Below are 16,421 nucleotides of genomic sequence, written 5' to 3'. Positions count from 1 at the left end.
GAAAATCAGCCACAAAAAAAGCGCCCTTAGGCGCTTTTTTGCTTCAGTTACGACAATTAAGCGTAAACGAAGTCAACATGTTCAATGATTGGCTTGAACACGTGGCGTTGCATAGCTTGTGCGCGTACACCCACTTCTTTACCATCAACAACGATAGTCAGAGTTGAAGTGTAGAAATCAGCGTTAGCTTGAATGTTGATGATATCTTTGTGATCAAAAACAATAGAAACTGGCTCTTTGCCTTGGCCATAAATAACAGCAGGAACCTTACCAGCATGGCGTAGGCGGCGGCTCGAACCTTTCCCTATTTCAGTGCGGGTTTGTGCTTGGATAGTGTAAGACATGTGTTTCTCACTTAAATTTAGAGTAAAAAGTTGCCGACATTTTCGACCAATGACGGCTCATATAAAGCGCGCGAATACTAACATAGATACCCAAGGCACACAAGAATCCTACACCCCACCAATTTTTAAGCCACGGCGTTAGTAAAAAAGGTAGCTATTTATCAAATTGAAGAACTTGTATCTTGACTGTTACAGCTGAGAAAAGGCTTTGATCTCAAACAAAAAACACGAGATCTAGATCACACTGGGAAATTGAGAAGCCTGTTAAGCTCGGGCAAATTTCGATAACTGCTGTGTCAAAAAATGCGTCATGCGCTATACCAGTTACAACAAGAAAATAGACTTTCATGCCAACTGGCCCGTGAACTCGTCTCTCTTATCGAAACCGTTCCTTATCAGCAAAATACCCTCGAATTAAAATTCTTAGAATTGCTTGCCTGCACCCAACAAAAAAACCGCAGCTTGATCTTACTTATGCAAATTATTGAGTCCGTCGATATTGAGTCGCAGAGGCAAAGACAATATCAATTTTCACAACGTCTCAGCCTATTGATCTGTGATTGGCAACAACATAGAGAAATGAACAAACTCAATCAACAATTTATCCCGCTGCTCAGACATTACTTGATCGAATCGCAAGCCTTGGAACAAGATTTTTATCAGCAGATCCAACAACAGATCATTGCTACCAGTGCCTTACCGGACCACAATCGACGTGCACAAAGCCAGAATTAGGATAATAACCCACACCACCGAGTTTCAGGGATAAAGCCGCTTCTCTGAGGGTTTTTAGTTTAACGCTAGGGATAGCTATGTCCATCGCCATGCCGCGCATGTGATAACTCTTCTTAGCAACTCCGCCACTGTGGCTCACGAGCATGGCATTGGTTTTTGGTGAACGGTAACCGGAAATCACATGGATTTCATCGTTGGTATTCAAGGTTGTTTTGAGCGAGTGGAGTAAATCAAATAAGCGCTTATCCATAGGCGCTGCCACATTCTGACGATGATCCCGCAGCAAATGATTAAAATTGTCTAACACCTTGCTCTGATAATGACCATCTACCCAGTAACTACCGTCATCGCGCTCGCCAGTATGACGATTAAACAAACTTAACTCGCGGATCCCTTTGGTTGAACGGCTGGCAACCGCTTTTGAGGGAATAAAGGAACATAATGCCACACCACTAAGGCCTAACAATAACTGCCTACGGGCAGGACATATTAAAGTCACATGATCACCTTTTGTATGCTTTTTGGTCACTAATCAAGCAAATTATACTGAATAGGCCCTAAGATCAAGTTTTGCCAACCCTATTCTGCCCACGATTTTAAAATGCTCTGCGAGTTCAATTTGTTATCTTAATTCTGCTTTATCGTGCAAAATCTTAATTGAGATCTAAAACCGTGGCAGGCACGGCATTCGTCAACTCAGCTTCTAAATGGTAAATGTCATTACGGTATTGCTCTTGCCCACTGTCATCTAGCCACGCAGTCCAATACACCAGATGCACTGGCAGCTTTTGAGAAAGTGAAAACCACTGGGGCTGCGTTACATCTGGGGCTAATTTGTCCCATAAACGCTTATCTTTAACTAAATGTTCCTTAAACCATTGAGCTAATTCAGTGACTTTTTCAATCCGAATACAGCCTGATGATAGTGCCCTATCGTCCTTATTAAAGAGACTTGGCTCAGAAGTGCCATGCAAATAAACACTAAAACTGTTATCAAAGTGGAACTTATATTTGCCTAATGCATTCTTCGCCCCTGGGCGTTGCACTAGCTGATAGGGAAACGAAGTGCTAGCTAAAGCCTGCCATTCTTCTGGCATGTGTTGCACCAATTGACCGTTATAGTCATACACATCAAATTGGCGTTCATTAAGATAATGACCATTTCGCCGAATTTGCGGCAGGATATCTCGGCGTAAAATGCTGCTTGGCACTCGCCAACTGGGATTGAGGACCACACTGGAAATCTGGCTATCCAGCAGTGGCGTTTGCCGTGAAGACTTGCCCACTATTACTTTGGAATTAAGCACTGAGGTGCCATTATCGACTAAGGTCATTTCAAAGGCGGGCACGTTAATCAGCAAGTAGCTTGGCTCCAACTTACGTTCAAACACTCGTTGCCGAATGGTATTTTTAGCCAGTAAGACAGCCCTCGCTTTTGGCGATTGATTCAGCCAATACATGGTCTGCTTACCAATCACCCCGTCTTGTTTTAACCCATGCCTGTGTTGAAAACGTTTAACACCAACCACCAATTCTTCGCTATAGACAAGGTTCGTTGTTGCTTCTGTTTCTAAATCACCCAAAAGCCACAAACGTTTAGCTATGATATCAAGGAGTGGATGGCTCATTCCGGCCGTTAACTTTTCATCCAACACTAAGGTTTCCCAAGGCTCAGTCGCATCCAATTGCACTAAATGGGCGACTTGTTTTAGCACCCTCTGATATTGAGCATCCGTTGGAATAACGGTTAATACTGTGTCTACAGGTGCGCCGTTATTACATTGCGCAAAGGTCTTGATATAACGCCAGTAGCCCGTCACATCAGCTTTAACCCGCGCCACATCAGCCGCTGATAAGGTATTTGGTGATAGCGTTAATTCACGATAATGCAGACCAAAAACAGGATTAACGCCTGCAAGATCCAGCAACAACACCTGTAGTACGAGTGCCGTAAGTGGCAAGACTGCATCGGGCTCAGCCGCTTTACCCTCTGTACTTGGCTGCACATGCTGCATGCTTGGCTGTACGCTAATACTGGGATCAGATGAAATGGCTTGAGTCTCGTCGGCGGCCATCGCCAACGTCGTTAACATAATAGGAAACCAGGCAATAACACTCAGCACTATCAGCCAAAAACGGCAATTCTTGGGTATTTGCTTAGTGTGCGATGCGCGTACAAAGCGGGGGAAATACTGGATTATCTTGTGCAATACCATAAATACTCCCTTCGCTATTTAAGGTCAGCTGAAAACCAGCGATCATGTCAGTCATGTAATACGACTATTCCATGGGGATCAGTTAATTACTAGGGGAAAACTGCAGATTATGAAAAGAAAAAATGCCACTGAGGTCGTCAGTGGCATTTTCATTATCATCATAACCAACTTCATTTATGAGCAAATGCTGCGCTAATAATGGTTGGCTATGTGTTGATATTTTTTAGCAAAAAGACACCAGATCTTCTTCAACAAACTGCTCGGGTAATTTCTGCAAGCTACGTAACATCAAAGGATTCGCTAATACCATCGCCATTTCTTGGCGATTCAATACAGCTAATGCGCTCTGTTGGCAACGAGCCTCATACACTTTCACATGCACTATCGCTTCCATCGCTTCAATCGGAGTCCCCGCAGCGCGCAAAGGCTGTTTATCTACCATAGCCAAATGCAATTCCATCAACTCAGGGTCTTTAAGCACCTGTGCTAATGTCCAAGGCTCAGCAATGTGTTCTTGGTAAGCGGCACGTGCTTCCTGTGCTTGCAAGCAAATCTTTGCAGGATTGCGCTCTTCAGGTGTCGCAAGAATACCCGCACGCTTGAACACTTCGCCGATTTTAACAGAACCCGTCCAAGCTGAAATAGGCACGGCAATCCAGAGTCCAATCAAAGCCGGACTCATCCAAGCTAACAAAGTCAAAGAATCCAAAATCGCCGCATAACCTAACATCACACCCGCCAGCATATGCCAGCGGTGACGATAGATTAGCGTCATCCAAGGCATACTGCCGTCATCACGACGTTGCGGCGACCAGCCACTGTCACGGCCCATCAGAATAGACATCACCGCGCCACAATGGATAAACATCATGATAGGTGCGATCAGCGCTGAGAGTATGACCTCAAAAATAACACTGAATATTGCTTTAATCCGGCCACCCACACTGCGAGCAAACTCGCCGTCTTTAAGCAGTAACAAGACGCCGAATATTTTAGGACCGAACAAGACACCCATAGTAATGTAGAACAATCTCAATGCCCTATCCGAGTCCATGATGGGCCAAGTGGGGAACAGTGAAAATTGATCGGTGAAATATTCAGGTCGAATAAAGTGTGCCTGCAGGGCTAACATCAAACCGGTCAAAATCAACATCAACCAGAAAGGTGATGATAAATAGGCCATGATACCCGTCAGTAAATGCAAACGGCTCACCCAGTGCAGACCTTTGGTCGGCAAAATACGTGAATGCTGCAAGTTACCTTGACACCAGCGGCGATCACGCACGGCTAAGTCGATAATTGATGGTGGACATTCTTCGTATGAACCGGGCAAGTCATAGGCAATGACAACACTCCAGCCTGCACGGCGAATAAGTGCCGCTTCAACAAAGTCATGGCTCATGATATGGCCACCAAAAGGCGGCTTGCCCTTAAGGTTGGGTAATCCGGCCGCGGTCATGAAAGCTTCGGTACGAATAATGGCGTTGTGGCCCCAGAAGTTACCTTCTTTTTGTACCCACCAGCCTAAACCAGTACCAATGACAGGACCATAAATGCGCGCTGCAAATTGCTGTAAACGCGCCATTAAAGTGGTGCCGTTAATCAACGACGGAATGGTTTGAATTAAGCCCGCATCAGGGTCGGCCTGCATACGCTGGGCTAAACCTGTGATGGTTGAAGACTCCATCAAACTGTCAGCATCAAGCACTAATAAATGATCGTAGCGCGAACCCCAACGACGACAGAAATCCGCCACGTTACCCGCTTTACGGGCGACGTTTTTACGGCGACGACGGTAATAGACCCGCGAATGTTTATGGGTTTCCTGACGTAACACCAAAAACGCCTGCTCTTCAAGTAAGGCGATATCGGGATCTGTGGTATCACTTAAGATAAACCAATCAAAAGCATGACCATGACCCGTTTGCGACAAGGTTTCTGCCATCACAGAAACCGCAGAGAATACCCTATCAGGGGATTCGTTGTAGGTCGGCATTAAAATCGCGGTGCGCGTATGCAGCTCAGTCACTTGCAGATCTTTTGCCCGCGGTTTGCGCAGCAAAATTAAAAAACCCGCAATACCACTACAAAACGCTAAGGCGATCCAACAAAAGTTGACCGCAAATAACGCCAACACGAGATATTCTAGCGGCGTAATGCCACCGATACTAAATACCGCACCCATTTCATAAATAGCAAATAAAGACAGTAATAAAGCACCGCCAACCACTAAGAAGCGGCGTGAAGCACGCGAACGTACTCCATTCGCCACTGTACTACGGCGAGGGAATCCCTCTGGCATCTTACTTAAATTTTGGGGTTCCATAGCGCCAGGCCGTTCATTTGGCATAGCACTACCACCCACGAGGACTTCCGTCTCGAGTACCGAGTTTTCGGATACAGTCATATCATGTTGCTCCGTCATGAACCTTACAGCGTCCAGCGATAGAGCCAGGTTTCAACCTGACGAGGAGTTGGGAACTTGAGTTCAGCGCGCAGTTCGATAAGTTCTTTATCTTCTGGCTCTAATTCAAAAGCTAAGCGATAGCCATTATTGGCTGCATTACGGGCAATCACCACATTGGTAACCACACCACCAGACGCTTCTACTTTAGCAACTGGCATTTCATCTGTCATCGGACCTTCAATTTGATAGTCGACCACAAATAAACGTCTTGGTGTTGCTTTAGCAATATCGGCACGGCCACTGGCAGAGCGAGACACATGCACAGCACCGACTTTAGCCGCGGGTTCTTCACCCCAGCTCATGCGGTAGGCAAAGTGGAATTCACTGCCCGCAGGAATAGGCTGACGAGGTTTCCAGTAGCTGACGATGTTGTCATGAATTTCAGACTCTGTCGGAATTTCAGTCAACACCACAGAACCTTGGCCCCAGTTACCCACAGGCTCAATCCACAGGCTTGGACGACGTTCATAATGTGCTTCTAAATCTTGGTAAGACGCATAATCACGCTCGCGTTGGATCAAACCAAAACCCTGTGGTGAGTTGTCAGAAAACGCACTGACCTGTAATTGACGTGGGTTAGCCAATGGACGCCATAAATGCTCACCACGGCCGTTTAACATCAATAAACCGTCAGAATCATGCACTTCAGGTCTAAAGTCATCGGTATCATGACGACCATTGAGTGAATGCAGGAACATGCTTGTGCTTGGGGCTAAACCCACTTTGCTCAGCTCAACTCGCGGAAACAACGTCGCTTCAACGTCAATCAAAGTGTTATCACCAGGACGGACAGAGAAAGTATAAGCACCCGCCACACTTGGGCTATCTAGCAAGGCATGCACGACAATCAGGTTGCTGTCATTGTATGGACGTTCAACCCAGAAGGCGCGAAATATTGGGAATTCTTCCCCTTCGGCATCGGCAGTTTTTAACGCTAAACCACGTGAAGATAAACCATAGGCGTTACCTTTACCTAAAGCACGGAAATAACTCGCACCTTGGAACACCATAAGTTCGTCAAACACACCGTTGGTATTCAGCTGGTTATGAATGCGAAAACCTGAATAACCAATGTCGTCATTGGGTAACGCTTGGGTAATCACTTCACCCGCAGTGAAATACTTAGGCTCATAGGCCAAGTGCGTTGCGTTCTGACCTTCCACAATCGCAATTTCGATCAAATCTTGGAAATAGAAGCCACGGTGGAACATTTGCATTTGAAAAGGCACGCCCTGATCACGCCAAATGGACGCAGTCGGGTTAAAACGAATATCACGATATTCATCGTATGAAAGTTTAGCCAGGCCAGCGGGTAACGGGTCTTTAAGGGCCACATACGGTTTCGCTGCCAAACGTTTTGCAATCTTCACCACAGTATCGCTATCGAAAGCGCCTGTTTTAGTGAATCTCACTTGATTTTTTGTAGCGGGCTGAGAAATCACTTTCGGCGGAGTTACCACAGGAACTGTCTCGGCGGGTTTTGTCTCTTCAGCGTACGTGACACCAGACAGGGCGACAACAGCGCCTAGCGTCAGTGAACAAATGAGTGACGAATAAGGTTTGGACGATGGGCAACGCAACAAGCTAACCATAGATAGGTAACCTAAAAAATAAACTAAGAAATCAATGTTTTTTATGTATACAGTGAATTTTTTTCACCCTCACTTAGGGGCGAAAAAAAACAGTTGCTTACATATCGCGAAAGATATCAGAAGGAGAAAAAAACTCATAAATAAAGATGCAGTTAACCCCTTCTACACAATACTATTTGAGAATAAGTTTATACTCAAAAGGAATATAAAAATAACATTATCATGCTTATTTCTGCTTTCACAGTTACAAAAGCAGGTTAAGTGATCCAAATGTTACATTTTTGAAAGTAAAATAAGATTTTAAAAGTCTCAACTTAGTGTTGATCATCTTAGATGAAAAATCGCAATTAGCGAACCCATCTGTTGGTAAACCAAAGGATTTTTCTAAGATAGCTGACAAACTCACCATTACGCTCACGCAAATGTATCAAAACCGCTGAGGTGATGTCACTTAAACTGCAGATCTATTTTAAGATGTTAACTTCTGAACTATTGTGGCAGAAAGAGCGTCACAGATAATCCGCCCTGCTCCCTTGGCGCTATCATTAAACGGCCTTGGTGCAATTCAATGATGTGATGACAGATAGATAAGCCTAAACCGGCACCTATGCCTTCATTTTCATTCACACGATAAAAACGCTCTGTGGCATTAGCAATCTGCTCCTCTGTCATGCCTTGGCCGCGGTCCGCGATACAGATACTAATCGCATCACCCAATGAATGAGCCGACACTGAAATCTCTGATTCCTGCGGGCTGTATTTGCAGGCATTTTCAATAATATTTTTTAGTACCAGCAGCAGATAAAAACGATCGCAGGTCACGGTCAATTGGGGTGCGATATCGATATTCCATTCATAATCTGTGATTTGTGGCATCAGTTGATTAAGTGCATCTTCAACCATAGGCAAGATAGCGTGGGATGACACATTGAGCTCATTAATCGAATCCACCCTCGCTAACACGAGTAACTGTTCAACGGTGTGACTCATGTGCACCACGCCGGCATCAATCGCGGCTAGATGAAATTTCTGCTGTGGATCATCGTCAATCAGGCTCTCTAAACCGTGTTGATGTAATTTAATCACAGATAAGGGTGTTTTCAGTTCATGGGCGGCATCGGCGCTAAAACGGCGTTCACGGGCAATGAATCTAGCTATGCTATTGATATATAAATTTAATGCACGGCGAACGGGTACGAGTTCTTTCGGTAACGACATAGTCAACGGCGTGAGATCGTTCGGCGCCCGCCCAATCAACTCCCTTTCGAAGGTTTTTAATGGCCGGAACAACAAATAAAACAATAAGCTAACAATAAGAAGTGTCAAAGGCACCACAATCAAGGGCACAATTACCGCGTTGTGCATGATTTGTGATACCAGCTCTTGGCGAACTTCATCCTGCTGGGCGGTGACAATCCAAACATGATTTTTGACCGAGAAAAAACTAAACACATGCCAGAGTTCACCCTCGAACACTTTCTTATGATAACCCTGCACGAATCGGGTGATAGGTTGATGGCCAATATTGTCCGACAGCACTAAGGCTTCGCCCGCCTCACTCCAAATCTGAAACGCCAATTTATGCTCATAGGCGAGTTTCAGGGCATCGGCTTTTTCGGCAAAGGAACTGATCTGGCTATCGGGAACGTGGAGCACTTGCGGCCTTGCAATACTCTGGGGCATCGCCCCCGGCTCAGTGTGATAAAACAGCTCCAGCATTTTTGCGGTTTGTAGCATTTGCGCATCAAAGAGTTCTTCTATTTGATGCTTAGAATCCCGAGTACTCAACCAGCTAGAAACAGCAACGGACACTGAAATACCTGACAAAATCAATAATGTCAGTACCAAGCGCAGTGAATACACATCCAGCCCCTTTAATCGAATCACTTCAGTTTCCTAATGTTTAAACCTCAGCGAATAACTGAGGTATCAATACCCACAAACGTGGGTATTGTCACTTAATTCAGCGAACTAATTAATTTCAATCAAGGTATAGCCAATCCCGCGCACGGTTTTAATCAACTCATTAGCGAGTTTTTTACGTAGATGATGGATGTGCACTTCAATCGAATTGCTGCCGACTTCATCCCAACCATAGGTTAACTGTTCCAGTTGGCTGCGCGTCAATACACGACCCGCTGATTGTGCGAGTTCAAGCAATAACTGGAATTCACGCCGTGAAAGCAGCACATTTTGATCGCGAAAGGTCACTTCGCGTGTATTTAAATCTATACACAGCGCACCAATAATCAAACTGTTGTGATCGAGCCCGTACTGGCGTCTGACGATGGCACGAATACGCGCGGCCAATTCACGCACATCAAAAGGTTTACCGAGATAATCATCGGCGCCCATGTCTAAGCATTCGAGCTTAGTGTCAAAATCCGTATTGGCGGTCAGCACTATTGTAGGAATTGACACCCCCTGCTGACGCCACGCCTTGAGTAAATCTTTACCGTTACCGTCGGGTAAACCCAGATCGAGCACTATGGCACTGAAGCTTTCATTTTTAACGCCCTGTAATGCTTGCTGATAACTATCAAGGTGATCAACCTGCATGCCCAGCTTTGCCAAACTTAAGCAAATCCCTTGGGCTAATAACTCATTGTCTTCAACCAACATAATACGCATTCAATGTCCTTAACAGGGCCTTTTAAAAGAACCTTTAACGGAAAATACTAAACTTAACATCTTGTTGCTGTAAAAAAACTTCCGCATCTTGGCCCTGTAACATGGCCATAGTCGCCAGCATTCCTGCGGTCACGCAATTTGGCCCTAACACAGTCACTGAGCGTGGCGCCTGGACGACGGGATAGCCAGTGCGGGGATCGACAATATGGCCGTAACGCTTTCCATCGACTTCAAAAAACCGCCGGGTATCACCGCTAGTCGCTAATGCACCCTGACTGATCGCCAGTACATTAGCCGCGTGATCGAGGTGTTGTGGATCTTCAATGCCCACCTGCCATGGGTTCACTTTGGGTACAGGACAGGCGATATCGCCACCAAAATTCACTAGCACAGGAATATCTGGATAACATTCAGCCAACTCATAGGCGACTCTATCGACTGCATATTCCTTAGCAACGCCGCCAAAATCCAATTTCATGCCCGTTGGCATCTCAATATGGCGCGAATCAAACTCGATACGTTCAAACCCCACTAAGGCTTTCGCGGCAAGAATGCGGGCATGTTCGGGCAACTGGGCTTTGGGATCAAAACGCCACAGCTCCATTAACGGCCCTGCGGAGATATCAAAGAGTCCATCACTGAGCTGAAAACATTGTTTAGCAAAAGCCAGCAACTGCCAGGTTTCTTCATCGATAAGCTGCTTATGACCATTGGCATGATTTAATTGCCACAGACAATTCTGCGCAATAAAGCGACTGTACTTATGCTCGATACGCAGCGCCTCAGTGACAGCCATATCCAACATATCATCGGCAATATCGAGTTGATCGCATGCGATGAGAATTTCACAGGGACTCGCCATGGCCCTAAATTCGCCCAGATAACCCCAATCACGGCGTTGCAGCGAATAAAGTGCGGTTTTTAGGGATGATGTCGACATCATAAATCACCTCTTCACATGGCATCCCACTGGAATTCAGCTCAAATAAGCTCAGGGAAAAATTAAGTATGGGTAGCTAAGCTACCCATACAGTTTAACGCCTTGCTATCTGAGTCAGTAGCATTATTTCGTATTAAAAAGAATAACTAAACTGTGCTGTTATCGCCTTCTGTGTTGGGAACAGATCAAAGTTTTGCAGCTCTCCAGGAATAGTCGTACCGTTATTTTTCGGATCCTGTTGGTAATATTCTAAGCGATACGACATCTCATGACCGCCCGATAATCGATGACCAAATTTAATCCCTATCGTATAAGCCGACATATCACCGATACGATAATCGGCACTGGCAAACTCTGGCAATGGCGTATCCGCCATCAAGAAAGGTTGATAGAAGTTAGCCGCCGTTTGTTGGTAATAACGTAGATGCAATTGACCGTAAAAATTGCCCGTAAAGTAATAACGGTAATGGGTTTCTAAGGTGTGCGATGTGAGATCCCAATCATCAGTATTATAACGATAGGAAAAATCCACCACGCCCGCATCCAACGCGCCTTTAGTCATCACATAGAAGCTATGCTTCAAGCGAGAATCGGGGCGGCTTTCATACAAGAGATCCTGAGTGATGCCATTGTTATCCACCACACTGAGTACTTTATAGGGATCGGTTAAATAGCCATTCACACTTGATAAACCATAATTGGCCTGCAACAACCAGCGCTGGCTCAGGACTTGGGTGATGCCTAGCATCACATCGGCGGTTTGCTTGTTATCACTGCTACTTTGACGAGTCGCATCAAATGCGCTGCGGTATGCTTCTTCACTGGCGAAGTTATCGCGAACCGCCATTGAGGATAAATCTACCGGACGTCCACCGACAGGATCGACCACATCGAAGCTGTAAGACGTGCCTAAAAATAACGTCGTGTTGTCTTTGTTGAAGCCGCGTTCAATACTGGCATTGAGCCCCATTGACATATAATCAAACTCTTTCGAGCCATATGCGCCAACATTGAGTTTCCAATCTGGTGTTAGCACTTCACTCCAACCGACATTGGCTTGTACGCGAGTATCGTGAAACGTGTCATCGAGCGGTGTATCGCCCGCTGCCACACTGTATTGGCCATTGCCCGAAGGACGAGTAAAGGTTTGGCTGGTACTTTGAGCCACAGCGCCCGAAGCCGAGGCACCGGTTAAGCTATCGACCACCAGTTTAAGATCCAGCACGCTATCATCGCCAAAGGCTTTTTGCGCTGTACCTATGGCTTCAACGGCCTGCACTCTATCCTGCTCACCGTAATACATTAACGCAGCATCGACCTTCCAGTCGTCAGCTTTTTTAGATAATTCAGTCGCGTGGCCACTGGTGGCAAACAGCCCACAACTGGCTAAGGCTAACGCACCCGCAATCTGTTTCGATTGTCTTGCATTTATTTGATTGTTTTTTTGGGTCATAGCTGACAACACCTGTAGGTCACTTTTATCTATTCAATACCGCGGGATTTCGCCCGTAATTTAAGCACATCTGCGCGTTACATTTGTGCGTTACATCTAAGGGCAACTAACACCAACGGAGAGTTTAGTTACAGCCACATCCACCACCAGCAAAGGCACGGCCACCGCTACTGCCTTCTTTACTAAAATAAACATGATCATCGAGCGCCAGATCGAGCTTTTCACTGTCGAGCGCCATATCAGCGCGCGCCAACTGGCCTTTCTCCCATGGCTGCACCCCTAAATTTGAACAACCACTCAAACCTATAATGAGTGTGACTGCGACTAATGCGGGTTTAAGCATAAATTACTCCTTAAGTAAATTGACGAGTTCTTGCTCGTATTCAGCGGCTTTATCGGCATAAAAACCAACATGATGCTGCACTAGCTGACCTTGGCGATTGAACATGAAACTGCTCGGCATACCGAGCAAATCGAAACTGCGCGCCACGTCTCCTTCGGAATTGAAACGCACTGAAAAATTGGCGGGGACTTGTTTTAAGAATTCTTGGGCTAACTCGTTATCTGTATCTAGGTTGATTGCCACGACGGCCAAACCTTGATCTTGATACTTTGTTTGGATCTCATTCATCCAAGGAAAAGATTTACGGCAAGGCCCACACCAAGAGGCCCAAAAATCGACATAGACGACTTTACCTTTAAACTCACTCAGAGAAACGGCTTGGTTTTGCGCGTTAAACACTTGGTGATCCAACGACGGCGCGGCTTGTACGCCAGCGGCCATTAAACTGAGTAACAACCATATTTTCTTCATAGCATATTCCGCATTAACGATTACGTTCGAATCTATTAACTGAATCTTAAGGTTTTCTTAAACAAGCTGATATAAGTCCAATTAAGCCGTATGCACAGACTCCCCCACTTAAGGTCGGCATTTTCAACAGCGCAACTTTAATCACATGAGCGCTGATTAAGTGACCGATTTCATCCAAAATGGCAAATGTGAGACATTTTGTCCCATTAGAAAAAGTGAAATTAGATCTGTGTCATGTTAATTAAATGTCAAATTCAGTTCTATCACATCTCTTGAAAATTCTTGATATACATCAAGAATCTTTACACTCCAACGGCCTAAACTGACCCTGTCAATTATGTAAACCCTTACCAATTTACATTTAAATAACAAAAAAGGTTGACCCATGGACACACATGCAGCCCTATATGAACAGGGAAAGGCGCGCTTAGATGCACTGCGCCAATTCGCTCCCCGTCAACAACAATCGCTGATTGAGAAAATGCAACAGCACGGCATTAGTCGCCGTGATTTTATGAAGTGGAGTGCCATGGTGACGAGCATGCTCGCATTACCTCTCCCCTTTAGTAACTTAGTAGCCGAAGCTGCCGAATTAGCCGACCGTGTACCCTTAATCTGGTTACACATGGCCGAATGTACTGGCTGCTCAGAATCCTTAATTCGTACCGATACCCCCAATCTAGATTCGCTGATTTTTGATCATATCTCCTTGGAATATCACGAAACCTTAATGGCTGCTGCGGGTTGGCAAGCCGAAGAAAACCTCGAAAATGCACTCGAAACCTACAAGGGCCGCTATTTACTGGCCGTTGAAGGGGCAATTCCGACCGCCAATAACGGCAGTTTCTTAACTGTGGGCTGTAAAGGCCACACAGGATTAGAAATCATCAAACATGCAGCAGATGGCGCCGCCGCGATTATATCTGTCGGCACTTGTGCGGCATTTGGTGGGGTGCAAGCCGCCTATCCAAACCCAACGGGGGCGAAAGGCGTGCATGAAGTGGTCAGTAAACCCGTGATTAACTTAGGCGGTTGCCCACCGAGCGAAAAGAACATAGTCGGCACTTTGATGTACTTCATCATGTTCGGCAAATTACCTGCGCTGGATATGTTTAATAGACCTAAATGGGCTTACGGCGCACGGGTACACGATAACTGTGAACGCCGCGGCCGCTTCGATGCCGGTGAATTCGTTGAAGAATTTGGCGATCACGGCGCAAAAGAAGGCTACTGCCTTTATAAAGTCGGTTGTAAAGGTCCTTACACCTACAACAACTGCCCTACCGAGCGCTTTAATCATCACACTAGCTGGCCAGTACTTGCTGGACACGGTTGTATGGGCTGCTCAGAACCTAACTTTTGGGATGACATGGCCGACTTTGAAAAACCCCTTGGCCGTCAACTCCTCCATGGATTGGATGCGACCGCAGATACTATTGGTGCGGTGATTTTAGGCGCAACTGTGGTGGGCATTGGAGCCCATGCCGTTGCCAGTATTTTTGCCAAACCGCTGGAGGAATAACCCATGAGCAAGCGCGTTGTTATCGACCCTATCACACGTATCGAGGGTCACTTACGTATCGAAGTCGAAGTTGACGAAAATAACGTCATCAATAAGGCTTGGTCATCCTCCACACTCTGGCGCGGTATTGAAGTCATTCTCAAAGGCCGTACCCCTATGGATGTTGGCCTTATTGTGCAACGTATCTGTGGTGTCTGTACCTATTCCCACTACCGCTGCGGCACTGAAGCGGTTGAGAACGCTCTGGGAATTCAAATTCCGTTGAACGCGAGATACTTACGTTCATTGATGCAAACCTCTTTATACATGCATGACCATATTGTGCATTTCTACCATCTACACGGTCTTGATTGGGTTGATGTGGTGTCTGCACTGAGCGCCGATCCTGCTAAAGCGGCACAAGTTGCCCTGCAATACACAGACAAACCCATAGCGGCGGGTGAAGGTGATTTAAAAGCGGTACAAGAAAGAGTCAAAGGCTTTGTCGAAACCGGTAAATTAGGCCCCTTCGCCAACGCTTATTGGGGCAATGGCACCTATAAGTTTACTCCAGAGCAAAACCTTATCGCGCTATCTCACTACCTTAAAGCGCTTGAAGTACAACGTGTTGCGGCGGAAATGCTGGCCATCTTTGGTGGTAAATCACCCCATCCACAATCCGTTGTTGTTGGTGGTGTGACGTCGGTGCGTGACATGTTAAGCCCTGCTCGCCTGCAGGAATGGAAGCAAAAACATGCGACCGTGACTGACTTTATTCTGCGTGCCTATCAAGCAGATATCGTGATGGCGGCCGAAGCCTTTGGTACTGAACCTAGCGTGCTTGGCGGCGTAAACGTGAAAAACTTCATGGCGACCGATGACTTTGTGTTAGCCAATGGCGAATACATGTTTAATCAAGGCGTGATCATGAATGGCGACCTTGCTGGCGTCAGTGATGTGAATCCAGATCTGATTGCCGAAGACGTTAGCCATGCTTGGTATAGCGCCGATGCACCGCAACATCCCTATGACGGTACAACGATCCCTAATTACACGGGGTTTGTTGAACGCGATACCGTCTACGGCAAATTGCCAACACTGGATGGTGATGGCAAATACTCTTGGGTTAAATCACCCCGCTACCAAGGTGAACCCGTCGAAGTGGGCCCATTAGCCTGCCTATTGGTGAGTTATGCCCGCGGTAATAAAGTGGTTGTGGACTCGGTTAACGCCCTGCTCGCCCGCACGGGTTTACCCGTTGAAGCGCTGTTTACCACCTTAGGCCGCACCGCAGCGCGGATGCTACAGACAGTTATCGTCGCCCAGGAAGGGTTAAGAACCTTCGATGCGCTGCTGACGAATATTCAGTCCGATGAAGCAACCTATGTGAAGCCGGATATAGACCCAAGCAAAGAGTATGTCGGCCACGCCATGATCGAAGCGCCACGCGGCATGTTAAGCCACTGGATCCGCATTAAAAATGGGGTGATTGAGAACTATCAAGCCGTGGTACCAACTACCTGGAACGCAGGACCTGTGGATGCCAACGGTAAAATGGGTCCCTATGAAGCCTCTTTAATTGGCATGAAACTGGAAGATCCTACTAAGCCCCTTGAGGTGATACGTATTATTCACTCATTTGACCCTTGCATGGCGTGTTCTGTACACGTGATGGATTTCAAAGGCCAAGCATTGAGCGAGTTCCGTGTCAGCCCCAATGATCAATAA

Annotated in this window: 14 protein-coding genes; 3 read left to right on the top strand and 11 right to left on the bottom strand. The window is 46.2% G+C overall.

Annotated features, from left to right (window positions below; genetic code table 11):
* Positions 1-56 precede the first annotated feature (56 nt).
* The gene (gene rplY, locus AYJ58_RS12320; RefSeq protein ID WP_028760163.1) at positions 57-344 is read right to left on the bottom strand and encodes a 50S ribosomal protein L25; all 288 of its coding nucleotides are present in this window, start codon (positions 342-344) and stop codon (positions 57-59) included.
* 303 nt (positions 345-647) lie between these two features.
* Between rplY and AYJ58_RS12315 the strand changes: the two genes are divergently transcribed.
* Positions 648-1,079: a hypothetical protein gene (locus AYJ58_RS12315; protein WP_106650352.1), complete on the top strand. Its 432-nt coding sequence runs from the start codon at positions 648-650 to the stop codon at positions 1,077-1,079.
* Here AYJ58_RS12315 and AYJ58_RS12310 read toward each other — a convergent pair.
* The 10 genes from AYJ58_RS12310 to AYJ58_RS12260 form a co-directional block, all read right to left on the bottom strand.
* Positions 1,030-1,578 carry a DUF882 domain-containing protein gene (locus AYJ58_RS12310; RefSeq protein WP_028760165.1) on the bottom strand — a complete coding sequence of 183 codons (549 nt, stop codon included), beginning with the start codon at positions 1,576-1,578 and terminating at the stop codon, positions 1,030-1,032. The two genes, AYJ58_RS12315 and AYJ58_RS12310, sit on opposite strands and share 50 nt — an antisense overlap.
* 154 nt (positions 1,579-1,732) lie before the next feature.
* Positions 1,733-3,295 (bottom strand): L,D-transpeptidase family protein, encoded by a 1,563-nt coding sequence (locus AYJ58_RS12305; RefSeq protein ID WP_106650351.1) that lies wholly within the window; start codon positions 3,293-3,295, stop codon positions 1,733-1,735.
* Positions 3,296-3,518: 223 nt separating this feature from the next.
* Complete coding sequence (mdoH, locus tag AYJ58_RS12300) at positions 3,519-5,702, bottom strand: glucans biosynthesis glucosyltransferase MdoH (protein ID WP_106650350.1); 2,184 nt, start codon at positions 5,700-5,702, stop codon at positions 3,519-3,521.
* 23 nt (positions 5,703-5,725) lie between these two features.
* Complete coding sequence (locus tag AYJ58_RS12295) at positions 5,726-7,354, bottom strand: glucan biosynthesis protein G (protein ID WP_106650349.1); 1,629 nt, start codon at positions 7,352-7,354, stop codon at positions 5,726-5,728.
* 489 nt (positions 7,355-7,843) lie between these two features.
* A complete protein-coding gene (locus tag AYJ58_RS12285) occupies positions 7,844-9,241 on the bottom strand; it encodes an ATP-binding protein (RefSeq protein ID WP_106650347.1) in 1,398 nt (465 codons plus the stop codon).
* An 84-nt stretch (positions 9,242-9,325) separates the two neighbouring features.
* The gene (locus AYJ58_RS12280) at positions 9,326-9,985 is read right to left on the bottom strand and encodes a response regulator transcription factor (protein ID WP_106650346.1); all 660 of its coding nucleotides are present in this window, start codon (positions 9,983-9,985) and stop codon (positions 9,326-9,328) included.
* 34 nt (positions 9,986-10,019) lie between these two features.
* Positions 10,020-10,928 carry an FAD:protein FMN transferase gene (locus AYJ58_RS12275; RefSeq protein ID WP_106650345.1) on the bottom strand — a complete coding sequence of 303 codons (909 nt, stop codon included), beginning with the start codon at positions 10,926-10,928 and terminating at the stop codon, positions 10,020-10,022.
* A 130-nt stretch (positions 10,929-11,058) separates the two neighbouring features.
* Positions 11,059-12,378 carry a DUF3570 domain-containing protein gene (locus AYJ58_RS12270; RefSeq protein WP_106650344.1) on the bottom strand — a complete coding sequence of 440 codons (1,320 nt, stop codon included), beginning with the start codon at positions 12,376-12,378 and terminating at the stop codon, positions 11,059-11,061.
* 124 nt (positions 12,379-12,502) lie between these two features.
* Positions 12,503-12,721: a DUF4266 domain-containing protein gene (locus AYJ58_RS12265; RefSeq protein WP_106650343.1), complete on the bottom strand. Its 219-nt coding sequence runs from the start codon at positions 12,719-12,721 to the stop codon at positions 12,503-12,505.
* A gap of 3 nt (positions 12,722-12,724) precedes the next feature.
* Complete coding sequence (locus tag AYJ58_RS12260) at positions 12,725-13,192, bottom strand: TlpA disulfide reductase family protein (protein WP_106650342.1); 468 nt, start codon at positions 13,190-13,192, stop codon at positions 12,725-12,727.
* Positions 13,193-13,577: 385 nt separating this feature from the next.
* On the opposite strand from AYJ58_RS12260, the gene hyaA reads away from it, so the two are divergent.
* Both hyaA and hyaB read left to right on the top strand, forming a co-directional pair.
* Positions 13,578-14,714, top strand: a complete 1,137-nt coding sequence (hyaA, locus tag AYJ58_RS12255; protein ID WP_106650341.1) for a nickel-dependent hydrogenase small subunit — start codon at positions 13,578-13,580, stop codon at positions 14,712-14,714.
* 3 nt (positions 14,715-14,717) lie between these two features.
* Positions 14,718-16,421, top strand: a complete 1,704-nt coding sequence (hyaB, locus tag AYJ58_RS12250) for a nickel-dependent hydrogenase large subunit (protein WP_106650340.1) — start codon at positions 14,718-14,720, stop codon at positions 16,419-16,421.

Source organism: Shewanella sp. Pdp11 (assembly GCF_002838165.1).
Lineage (GTDB): Bacteria > Pseudomonadota > Gammaproteobacteria > Enterobacterales > Shewanellaceae > Shewanella > Shewanella hafniensis.
Note: the sequence above shows the minus strand (reverse complement) of the source record. Positions and strands in the feature narration are given on the sequence as shown.

What these genes read in the sequence shown, in the direction of transcription:
- rplY (WP_028760163.1), bottom strand. Translation starts at nt 344, where the DNA reads ATGTCTTACACTATCCAAGCACAAACCCGCACTGAAATAGGGAAAGGT.
- AYJ58_RS12315 (WP_106650352.1), top strand. Translation starts at nt 648, where the DNA reads ATGCGTCATGCGCTATACCAGTTACAACAAGAAAATAGACTTTCATGC.
- AYJ58_RS12305 (WP_106650351.1), bottom strand. Translation starts at nt 3,295, where the DNA reads ATGGTATTGCACAAGATAATCCAGTATTTCCCCCGCTTTGTACGCGCA.
- mdoH (WP_106650350.1), bottom strand. Translation starts at nt 5,702, where the DNA reads ATGACTGTATCCGAAAACTCGGTACTCGAGACGGAAGTCCTCGTGGGT.
- AYJ58_RS12295 (WP_106650349.1), bottom strand. Translation starts at nt 7,354, where the DNA reads ATGGTTAGCTTGTTGCGTTGCCCATCGTCCAAACCTTATTCGTCACTC.
- AYJ58_RS12280 (WP_106650346.1), bottom strand. Translation starts at nt 9,985, where the DNA reads ATGCGTATTATGTTGGTTGAAGACAATGAGTTATTAGCCCAAGGGATT.
- AYJ58_RS12275 (WP_106650345.1), bottom strand. Translation starts at nt 10,928, where the DNA reads ATGATGTCGACATCATCCCTAAAAACCGCACTTTATTCGCTGCAACGC.
- AYJ58_RS12270 (WP_106650344.1), bottom strand. Translation starts at nt 12,378, where the DNA reads ATGACCCAAAAAAACAATCAAATAAATGCAAGACAATCGAAACAGATT.
- AYJ58_RS12265 (WP_106650343.1), bottom strand. Translation starts at nt 12,721, where the DNA reads ATGCTTAAACCCGCATTAGTCGCAGTCACACTCATTATAGGTTTGAGT.
- AYJ58_RS12260 (WP_106650342.1), bottom strand. Translation starts at nt 13,192, where the DNA reads ATGAAGAAAATATGGTTGTTACTCAGTTTAATGGCCGCTGGCGTACAA.
- hyaA (WP_106650341.1), top strand. Translation starts at nt 13,578, where the DNA reads ATGGACACACATGCAGCCCTATATGAACAGGGAAAGGCGCGCTTAGAT.
- hyaB (WP_106650340.1), top strand. Translation starts at nt 14,718, where the DNA reads ATGAGCAAGCGCGTTGTTATCGACCCTATCACACGTATCGAGGGTCAC.